The 8,491-nt window shown below is 44.4% G+C and carries 8 protein-coding genes and 1 pseudogene; 4 read left to right on the top strand and 5 right to left on the bottom strand.

Going from position 1 to position 8,491, the window contains the following annotated elements; genetic code table 11:
- Positions 1 to 7: 7 nt before the first annotated feature.
- The 3 genes from GT360_RS20360 to GT360_RS20350 form a co-directional block, all read right to left on the bottom strand.
- Positions 8 to 553 carry an MSHA operon transcriptional regulator gene (locus GT360_RS20360; protein WP_164650762.1) on the bottom strand — a complete coding sequence of 182 codons (546 nt, stop codon included), beginning with the start codon at positions 551 to 553 and terminating at the stop codon, positions 8 to 10.
- A gap of 145 nt (positions 554 to 698) precedes the next feature.
- Positions 699 to 1,307 (bottom strand): HAD family hydrolase, encoded by a 609-nt coding sequence (locus GT360_RS20355; RefSeq protein ID WP_164650761.1) that lies wholly within the window; start codon positions 1,305 to 1,307, stop codon positions 699 to 701.
- Positions 1,308 to 1,394: 87 nt separating this feature from the next.
- Positions 1,395 to 1,604: a cold-shock protein gene (locus GT360_RS20350; protein WP_164650760.1), complete on the bottom strand. Its 210-nt coding sequence runs from the start codon at positions 1,602 to 1,604 to the stop codon at positions 1,395 to 1,397.
- Positions 1,605 to 2,225: 621 nt separating this feature from the next.
- Between GT360_RS20350 and GT360_RS20345 the strand changes: the two genes are divergently transcribed.
- Positions 2,226 to 3,383 (top strand): D-alanyl-D-alanine carboxypeptidase family protein, encoded by a 1,158-nt coding sequence (locus GT360_RS20345; RefSeq protein WP_164650759.1) that lies wholly within the window; start codon positions 2,226 to 2,228, stop codon positions 3,381 to 3,383.
- A gap of 61 nt (positions 3,384 to 3,444) precedes the next feature.
- Here GT360_RS20345 and GT360_RS20340 read toward each other — a convergent pair whose 3' ends face one another.
- Positions 3,445 to 4,698 carry a DEAD/DEAH box helicase gene (locus GT360_RS20340; RefSeq protein ID WP_164650758.1) on the bottom strand — a complete coding sequence of 418 codons (1,254 nt, stop codon included), beginning with the start codon at positions 4,696 to 4,698 and terminating at the stop codon, positions 3,445 to 3,447.
- A 124-nt stretch (positions 4,699 to 4,822) separates the two neighbouring features.
- On the opposite strand from GT360_RS20340, the gene GT360_RS20335 reads away from it, so the two are divergent.
- Complete coding sequence (locus GT360_RS20335; protein WP_164650757.1) at positions 4,823 to 5,038, top strand: DUF3820 family protein; 216 nt, start codon at positions 4,823 to 4,825, stop codon at positions 5,036 to 5,038.
- Between the two features lie 62 nt (positions 5,039 to 5,100).
- On the opposite strand, the gene GT360_RS20330 is transcribed toward GT360_RS20335, so the two are convergent.
- Entirely contained in the window at positions 5,101 to 6,021 is a 921-nt protein-coding gene (locus GT360_RS20330; RefSeq protein ID WP_164650756.1) for a hypothetical protein, read from the bottom strand.
- A gap of 197 nt (positions 6,022 to 6,218) precedes the next feature.
- On the opposite strand from GT360_RS20330, the pseudogene GT360_RS20325 reads away from it, so the two are divergent.
- Together GT360_RS20325 and thrS are read left to right on the top strand one after the other, a co-directional pair.
- Positions 6,219 to 6,337: pseudogene (locus tag GT360_RS20325) on the top strand (putative quorum-sensing-regulated virulence factor); the annotation flags it as partial.
- A gap of 222 nt (positions 6,338 to 6,559) precedes the next feature.
- Positions 6,560 to 8,488, top strand: a complete 1,929-nt coding sequence (gene thrS / locus GT360_RS20320) for a threonine--tRNA ligase (protein ID WP_164650755.1) — start codon at positions 6,560 to 6,562, stop codon at positions 8,486 to 8,488.
- The last annotated feature ends 3 nt before the right edge of the window (positions 8,489 to 8,491 follow it).

Raw genomic sequence — 8,491 nt, 5'->3', positions numbered from 1 at the left:
AAAGAAACTAGACTCGATTCTTCTTCACATAAAACGGATTGTCATAGCGCTTCTGTGGCCCAAATTCTGAAATCACCAGCTTGTTCCACAAAGCCACATCAAACTCTCCGGCAGGAATTGATGGGTACATTGTCTCCACTTCTTCACGCGCAAAGTTTAGAAAATGCTTTTTCTTTATCTGGTTGTACTTTTTAGCAACACGGTTGTGCTTGTGAATCCACTCACGTTTAAAATGCTCAAGTTTCTTATGCGCATCTTCAGGATGCGTTGCAAAATACAAACGCTTATACATGATCTTACGGTCAATCATGCTGCGCATGGACGTTTGAATGTAACGGCCATGCTCGGTAATAGAGATGTCGTTGCTGTCAAATAGCTGTACATGCCATCGCGGTGCAAAGAAGCCATGCTCTTTGTATTTTTTATTTCTAACTTCTATCGCTGTATGAAGCACGAGATCAGATGTGCCTCTAAACGTCTGCTGCCATTTGCCAATTCGGATTTGAATTGATGTAGGCAAGCGATAGATATGGGTAAATTTATCTTCGCTCATTAGCTGCTCGCAACCTATTAGAATATGTTTTGGGAATGGCCTTAGGGCAAACATAAGCTTTGATGGTGCATCAAAGCCGATTGAACTCCATGTAATGCCGAGATTTTAGTGAGACAACGAATAAATCTCAAGCCTTAATCTAAGATTAAGCGCTCAGATGATGCGATGCAAATAAACGGTGCAAATCGGTTAACTGCGGCACACAAACGGTGGCTAAGTGTTGATAATCAGTGGGTTGATGGTGCGTGATGAGACAAGAGGGCATATTAGCGTTGTTGGCGGCTTGGATATCGTAAATATAGTCCCCGACATACAAAATATGACTTGGGTTTAACGACCACAGATCAGCTAACGCGAGTAGGGAATCCGGTGCTGGTTTCGGCGGGAAGTGCTCGCGGCAGATCAACTCATTCACACTTAGCTTTAGTCGGTGGATTTTTAGTGTGGCGGCCTCTATGCAATTGCGTGTGACGATGCCCGTATAAAGGTTGTGTTGTGCTAAATGGGTGAGCAGTTCGTGACACCCTTCCATGACTTCAGCGTTTTGTGCATCCGACATTTCATGTGCAACGATGGTTTGGTGTACTGACGATTTCTGTTTATCGCAACTTAAGTTATCAGCAAATTCCAATAAATCATGGTCTTGAGGGCAGCCAATATCGTGGCGGATAGAGGTGAAGTTGAGGCTTGATGAAACAAGCGTGTTGTCCAAATCGAAAACAACGGCTTTTATCGATGAGTAATCTAGAGTCATCCGTGCTCCTAGCGTAATTAATCTTCCTCATATAAAAATAGCCAACAAATGTTGGCTATTTCAAAAATTCGAATAAAACGCGCTAGATTAGATAGCAACGATTTCTTCAGCTTGTGGACCTTTTTGGCCTTGAGTTACTTTGAACTCTACCTTTTGGCCTTCAGTTAGAGTGCGGAAACCGTCACCCTTGATCGCGCTGAAGTGAGCAAATACGTCTGGGCCATTCTCTTGTTGAATGAAGCCAAAACCTTTAGTTTCGTTGAACCACTTTACAGTGCCAGTTACTGTGTTAGACATTGTGTCAATTCCTATTAACAAATTTTAGAGCCGAATTCGGCGCGGATAGCGTGGAAAAGGAGATTGCTATTGCGTACGACACCGACGGGAGTACTGGGTATTCCAACGAAGCATTGCCTGTAAACAAAGAACCGCTTTCTAGCCGAGATCCAGTCTATGTTAATGGGTTGGTAAGTCAATTAAGAAACTATGACATTGGGTGATTACGGTAATTTTTCTTTAAAAACATGAGCGTGGTTACATCTTAAAATGAGCTTATTGTTAATTATCTTAGTTTCATGGGTTTCATGTTGCTCTAAATGAGAGCAAAAAAAGGTGTGTTTTCGGTGTTTAGAAGCCTCTTCATATTGCACGCTTTTTGGTCAGAAGCGCAAAACCTGTGTAAAGACTTGTTAGAACGAGGCTTGGCAATTGTTATTCGCTGAATTGCGTTGTAGGCTATAGCGAACTTGGAATGCTTAATTATGGTTGAACCTGACACGATTGGTTACAGAGTTATGCGGAACGTAATGAAACTCTGCGACTCTAATGGTTTTAGTCGTTCTATACTTGTTTCTTCGAGTGGATGTAGAGAAACATAACGACCATGATTTATATAATTTTAAATGGAGCTAGCTCGTAGTGAAACTCATTAAGATTGCCTCAGCGATCGGTTTATGCTTTACCTCATTGGCTTTTGCCGCCCCAACGGTTGTTCCTAACCCGCCTGCACTCGGTGCAAAAGGCTATGTGTTGATGGACTTCAAATCAGGAGAGGTATTGGTTGAGAAGAATGCCAACACACCACTAAACCCTGCAAGTTTAACCAAACTGATGACCGCCTACGTTGCCGGTCAAGAAATGAATGCAGGCAATATCAGCGCTGAAGATAGTGTTTTGATCAGTGAAAATGCGTGGGCAAAGAAATTCCCTGACTCTTCAAAGATGTTCATTGAGGTGGGTACACGAGTAAACATGATGGACCTATACCGAGGCCTGATTGTTCAATCTGGTAATGATGCCAGTGTGGCTATTGCTGAACATGTTGCAGGTTCTGCTGATGCATTTGTTATGCTGATGAACTCTTGGGCTGCGCGCTTGGGGCTCGATAATACCTCGTTTAGCAACCCACATGGCTTAGATAGCGAGCAGCTGTACTCAACGCCATACGATATTGCCAAGCTAGGCCAAGCTATCATCCGTGACTTGCCAGAGATCTACCCGCTATATAGTGAGCGCAGTTTCCAATACAACGGGATCACACAGTACAACCGTAATGGTCTGCTTCGTGATCGCAGCATCAATGTTGATGGCATGAAAACGGGCTTCACCTCAGGTGCAGGCTACAGTTTGGCAAGTTCAGCCACGCAAGGTGACATGCGTCTGATTGCGGTTGTAATGGGTTCGACCAGCCCGAAAGCACGTGAATCTGAGAGTAAGCAACTACTAAGCTATGGTTTCCGCTTCTTTGATACTATTGAGCCGAATAAAGTGGGCGAGCCAATCGCACAACCACGAGTGTGGATGGGTGACAAAGACAACGTGAATGTTGGCTTAGCTGAACCACTGTACCTGACGCTACCGAAAGGTGACATCCCGAAACTGAGCGCGGTTGTGGAGATGCAACAAGATTTGTCTGCGCCAATAGAGCAAGGCGCTGTTGTTGGCCAGGTGATGTACAAACTTGAAGATCAAGTGATTGCAGAAGCAAGCTTGGTTGCTCAAGAGCCTGTAGAGCAGGGCAGTATCTTTAAGCGTTTGCTTGACTGGGTGAAGAAGTTGTTTGCTTCTTTGTTCTAAGTGAATGAATATCTGACTCCTAAAAGACGACCCAATGGTCGTCTTTTTTATTGGCAGGCGTTTACTTAGCAGGTTTTCTTGACGGTTTATTACTCTTAAATTGCTTAACGCTGCTTTTCTTATTGGTACGTCTATTCGCTTGTTTATCTCGAGGCGCTCGCTTACTTTCGCCAGACGCTGGCTTATCCGTCACTGGAAAGCCTTCTAGCTCCCTCAATTGCAACGAGCGGCCAGTATGCTCGCGAATCGCCTCTAGATAAGCCTGTTCTCCATGACAAACCAGTGATACTACTATTCCATTTTTTCCAGCTCGGGCTGTGCGCCCAATACGATGCACGTAAGTTTTCGCATCGCTCGGCAGTTCCATATTAATCACGAGCGGTAAGTCATCTATATGCACACCACGCGCAAGCAGGTCGGTGGCAACCAGTGTATGAATCTCCCCGGACTTAAATTGTGCTAGCGTCTCTTGTCGTGCCGTTTGATCTTTATCGCCGTGCAATGCCGCTGAAACGATACCCGCTTTATTCAGCTTCTTACACACGGCATCAGCGTTGTCTTTAGCCCCGACAAAGACTAGGGCTTGTTTTGCTTGAAGTTGTGTCAGCCGACTGATTAAAGCCTTAGTTTTACTGCCCTTATTCACTAAATAGAGTGTTTCATTGATTCGCTCAGTGACATTATCTTGCTTAGCCTTAGCCTTTGCCTTTATGCGCTTAGGTTGGAATAGCATTGCTGTTGCTTTTTGCTTTAATTCATTAGAGAACGTCGCTGAAAACATCATGGTTTGACGTTTTTTCGGTAGCAAGCCCACGATGGTATTCACATCAGGCCAGAACCCCATGTCGAGGAGTCGGTCAGCTTCGTCTAACACTAGGCTCTTGATGGTATTAGTCTCTAACGCCTTCTCAGAGATAAGCTCTAAAAGGCGTCCGGGTGTCGCAACAATAATGTTGGGCGTCTGCTGTTTTAGCTGCTTAACCTGCAGGGTCTTATCCACCCCACCCATTAGCGTTAATGTGTTGACCTCTAGCAAACTGGCAATAGATTCAATGGATTTCCCCACCTGACTTGCCAGTTCACGAGTGGGTGTCAGCACAATAGAAGAGAGCGTTGAGTTATCCTTCATCGCTTGATCAATGAGCGCCAACCCAAAAGCAAGGGTTTTCCCACTGCCTGTCTGAGCCATGGCAAAAATGTCACGATTTTTAACTGCTTCAGGCAGGCTCAGCGTTTGAATCTCAGTGGGTGTGGAGAAAGCTTGCTCTAGCACTGATACGAGCTTTGCATTCAGATTAAGGCTTGAAAAAGTCATGAGACTACTCACTTGGGAAGGGGACTTGGCGCGAACAGTAGCACAGCTAAACAGTCGCCTCTATCAAAATCGACCTGTGTTATTATTCCATCATTGATAATCTCGCCAGTAGCTGATAACGACCATGCTAGATAAAGAAAACCTCCTCAAATTAGCCCGTGTGCAAATGCCTTATGGCAAATTTTCAGGGCGTGTACTGATAGACCTACCAGAAGAGTACTTACTGTGGTTTGCTAAGTGTGGTTGGCCGAGCGGAGAGTTAGGTGATTTAATGAAGCTTTGCTTAGCGTTGAAGATAGAAGGTTTAGATGGCGTGGTCAAGCCTCTAAAAAGAGGGTGATAAAACGTAGGTACAACTAGTTATAAGCTGGCCTTAATGACCAGCTTCATAACACAAATTAATTAGTAGTTCGGAATGTTCATGTTATTAACATCACTTCCAATGTCATGAGCAAACAATTGCTTCAAAACTTCTTTTGCTTGGTGTCCGAAAACATGAGAACCATATACTGGTCGTGGATCTGACGGGCGATCTTCACCGCCAAAGCCAGCAAAGTGGTATCTAAAACCTAAGGCATGGGTAAGTTCATGTGCGACCAGTTCTGGTGAATGAGTACATGTAGCATCTTCACTAGCAATTCTTATCCATTGCCAACCAAGATTAACAACTGTGCTATCGGCGGCAATAATTGTTGAACCACTTGAATCCCATGGCCCTTTACCAGCAGCACCACATAGCCCTGTATGCCCGGCCTGTTCGTAATTGAACTCAAAGATGAATCCACCTTCGGTTGGTAGACTCGAATAGTCGACTTCATGAGACCAAACCATGCTTCCGTCATCATGTAGTATTTCAATTTGAACCACTGGGATTTCACCATCTGCGTCTGAAAGGTCGAAAACTTTTCGACCAACAGCATCTTCAATTAGCTTGATTCCATCATAAATATTTTTGTGCACCTCAAACTCAGGTAGTCCATTGGCATTGTTTACGTACACAGGGATAAGGTTTTGATCGATGTCATGCCTGCGTATCATCCCGTCCATAGGTGGTGTATTGTTATCTACAGCACAAGCAAAAGCATTGCAGAACCATCGGTTATTTTTTAGTGCTAAGTCGCTTCCAGCTTCATGTGGGAGATCTACATCTTGATAGAGATTAGAGTATTCGTTCTCACCTAAAAGGCTAAACACTTTTGTTACACTCTGCTTTGTTGGCATTGGGTTTCGGAAATCACCCTGATCATTACCACCATCACCATCGCTGCCCCCACATCCTGACAACACTCCCAGAATAACTCCGGCTAACACTGCTTTTCTCATAATACTTCCATTGTTTATTTTATAAAAATCAACGAATTATTATGGATGTCAGCAAGTGTGACTAGCTTGTGTTTGTTGCAAAATGTGTCACTACAAAGAAGCTGTTCAGGGTCTTAGCTGTTTTTCGAATAGTCTAGATTTTGACTCTAATACAAACCCATAGTGACTTACTCCACAGTTTCCCGAAGAAAACTAAAATTTATTGGCTTGATAAGAAGGGGTGGCCCAGCGGAGAGCTCGGCGACTTACTGAAACTCTGTCTTGCCCTTAAAATTGAGGGTTAGATAGTGTTGTGAAGCCTCTAAAGCGGATGTGATAGTCTGCGTGCCCAAGCAACTAAAATCAAAACGGTTGTGATTTTATCTCGATTCTTTAAAATATGCGTTTGGACAAAATTTGATGTGCATTAGTGTTTGTACACCGTTTTGTCTTTAGTGCGAGATGTTGCTCTCAACATTCGCTTCACTCATTGCTGTAAAAAGCAAAACAAATACTGCACGTGTTGCTTGGTATGCAACACCACTGTAAAGGATATTTCATGCCTATTATTACTCTTCCTGACGGTAGTCAACGTCAATTTGATAACCCAGTCACTACTTTAGAAGTCGCAGCTGATATCGGTCCTGGTCTTGCGAAAGCAACCATCGCGGGTCGTGTTAATGGCGAGCGTGTCGACGCTTGTGACCCGATTGAAACCGATGCGGCTCTAGAAATCATCACAAATAAAGATGATGTTGATGGCCTCGAGATTGTTCGTCACTCTTGTGCTCACCTTCTTGGTCACGCGATCAAGCAGCTATTCCCAGAAGCAAAGATGGCAATCGGTCCTACAATCGACAATGGTTTCTACTACGATATCGATCTAGAGCACTCATTGACGCAAGAAGATCTTGAAAAGATTGAAAAGCGCATGAAAGAGCTAGCGAAAACGAAGTACCAAGTTATCAAGAAGAAAGTAAGTTGGCAGGAAGCGCGTGACACGTTTGAAGCACGCGGTGAAACTTACAAGATGGAAATCTTGGACGAGAATGTTGCTCGTGACGACCGTCCAGGCCTTTACCACCACGAAGAATACATTGATATGTGTCGTGGCCCTCACGTACCGAACATGAGTTTCTGTCAACACTTCACGTTGCTGAACGTTGCGGGTGCATACTGGCGTGGTAACAGCGACAACAAGATGTTGCAACGTATCTACGGTACGGCGTTCCACGATAAAAAAGCACTTAAGGCACACCTTGTGCGCCTTGAAGAAGCGGCGAAGCGTGACCACCGTAAGATCGGTAAGCAACTCGATCTATTCCACATGCAGCAAGAAGCACCAGGTATGGTGTTCTGGCACCACAATGGTTGGTCTATCTTCCGTGATCTAGAAGTATTCGTGCGTGAAAAACTGACAGAATACGATTACCAAGAAGTAAAAGGCCCACTAATGATGGACCGCGTTCTTTGGGAGCGCTCTGGTCACTGGGACAAATACGCAGATGCGATGTTTACGACGTCTTCAGAGAACCGTGAATACGCAATCAAGCCAATGAACTGTCCTGGTCACGTTCAGATCTTCAATCAAGGTCTAAAATCTTACCGTGATCTGCCACTTCGTATGGCTGAATTTGGTTCTTGTCACCGTAATGAGCCATCTGGTGCGCTACACGGCATCATGCGTGTGCGTGGCTTTACGCAAGATGATGCACACATCTTCTGTACAGAGAGTCAAATCCAAGAGGAAGTGACTGGCTGTATCAAGATGGTTTACGATACATACCAAACATTCGGTTTTGACAACATCGTTGTGAAACTGTCTACACGTCCTGAAAAACGTGTGGGTTCGGATGAGATCTGGGATCAATCAGAAGAAGCACTGAAATTGTCACTAGAGTCGATGGACATTCCTTACGAAATCCAAGAAGGCGAAGGTGCATTCTACGGTCCTAAGATTGAGTTCACTCTATATGATTGTCTCGATCGTGCATGGCAATGTGGTACAGTTCAGCTAGACTTCAACTTACCAGGTCGTCTTGGTGCGACTTACGTGGATGAAAACAACGAGCGTCAAGTGCCGGTAATGATTCACCGTGCAATTCTTGGCTCACTTGAGCGTTTCATCGGTATTCTTATTGAAGAGTACTACGGCTTCTTCCCAACATGGCTTTCTCCTGAGCAAGCCGTGATCATGAATATCACTGACAAACAGTCAGACTATGTTCAAGAAGTTGCACAAAAACTACAAAAATGTGGAATTAGAGCAAAAGCGGACTTGAGAAATGAGAAGATTGGCTTTAAAATCCGCGAACACACTTTGAAGCGTGTCCCGTACATGTTGGTTTGTGGTGACCAAGAAATGGAAGCCGGCGAAATCGCAGTACGTACACGTAAAGGTAAAGACCTCGGTAAATTTAAAGTGGATGACTTTATTGAATACATCCGCACCGAAGTTTCTACCCGTAGGCTCAATCTGGAGGAATAAGCT

This window comes from Vibrio astriarenae (assembly GCF_010587385.1).
Classification (GTDB): Bacteria; Pseudomonadota; Gammaproteobacteria; order Enterobacterales; family Vibrionaceae; genus Vibrio; species Vibrio astriarenae.
This window is presented reverse-complemented; position numbering and strand designations above follow the sequence as displayed.

What these genes read in the sequence shown, in the direction of transcription:
- GT360_RS20360 (WP_164650762.1), bottom strand. Translation starts at nt 553, where the DNA reads ATGAGCGAAGATAAATTTACCCATATCTATCGCTTGCCTACATCAATT.
- GT360_RS20355 (WP_164650761.1), bottom strand. Translation starts at nt 1,307, where the DNA reads ATGACTCTAGATTACTCATCGATAAAAGCCGTTGTTTTCGATTTGGAC.
- GT360_RS20350 (WP_164650760.1), bottom strand. Translation starts at nt 1,604, where the DNA reads ATGTCTAACACAGTAACTGGCACTGTAAAGTGGTTCAACGAAACTAAA.
- GT360_RS20340 (WP_164650758.1), bottom strand. Translation starts at nt 4,698, where the DNA reads ATGACTTTTTCAAGCCTTAATCTGAATGCAAAGCTCGTATCAGTGCTA.
- GT360_RS20335 (WP_164650757.1), top strand. Translation starts at nt 4,823, where the DNA reads ATGCTAGATAAAGAAAACCTCCTCAAATTAGCCCGTGTGCAAATGCCT.
- GT360_RS20330 (WP_164650756.1), bottom strand. Translation starts at nt 6,021, where the DNA reads ATGAGAAAAGCAGTGTTAGCCGGAGTTATTCTGGGAGTGTTGTCAGGA.
- thrS (WP_164650755.1), top strand. Translation starts at nt 6,560, where the DNA reads ATGCCTATTATTACTCTTCCTGACGGTAGTCAACGTCAATTTGATAAC.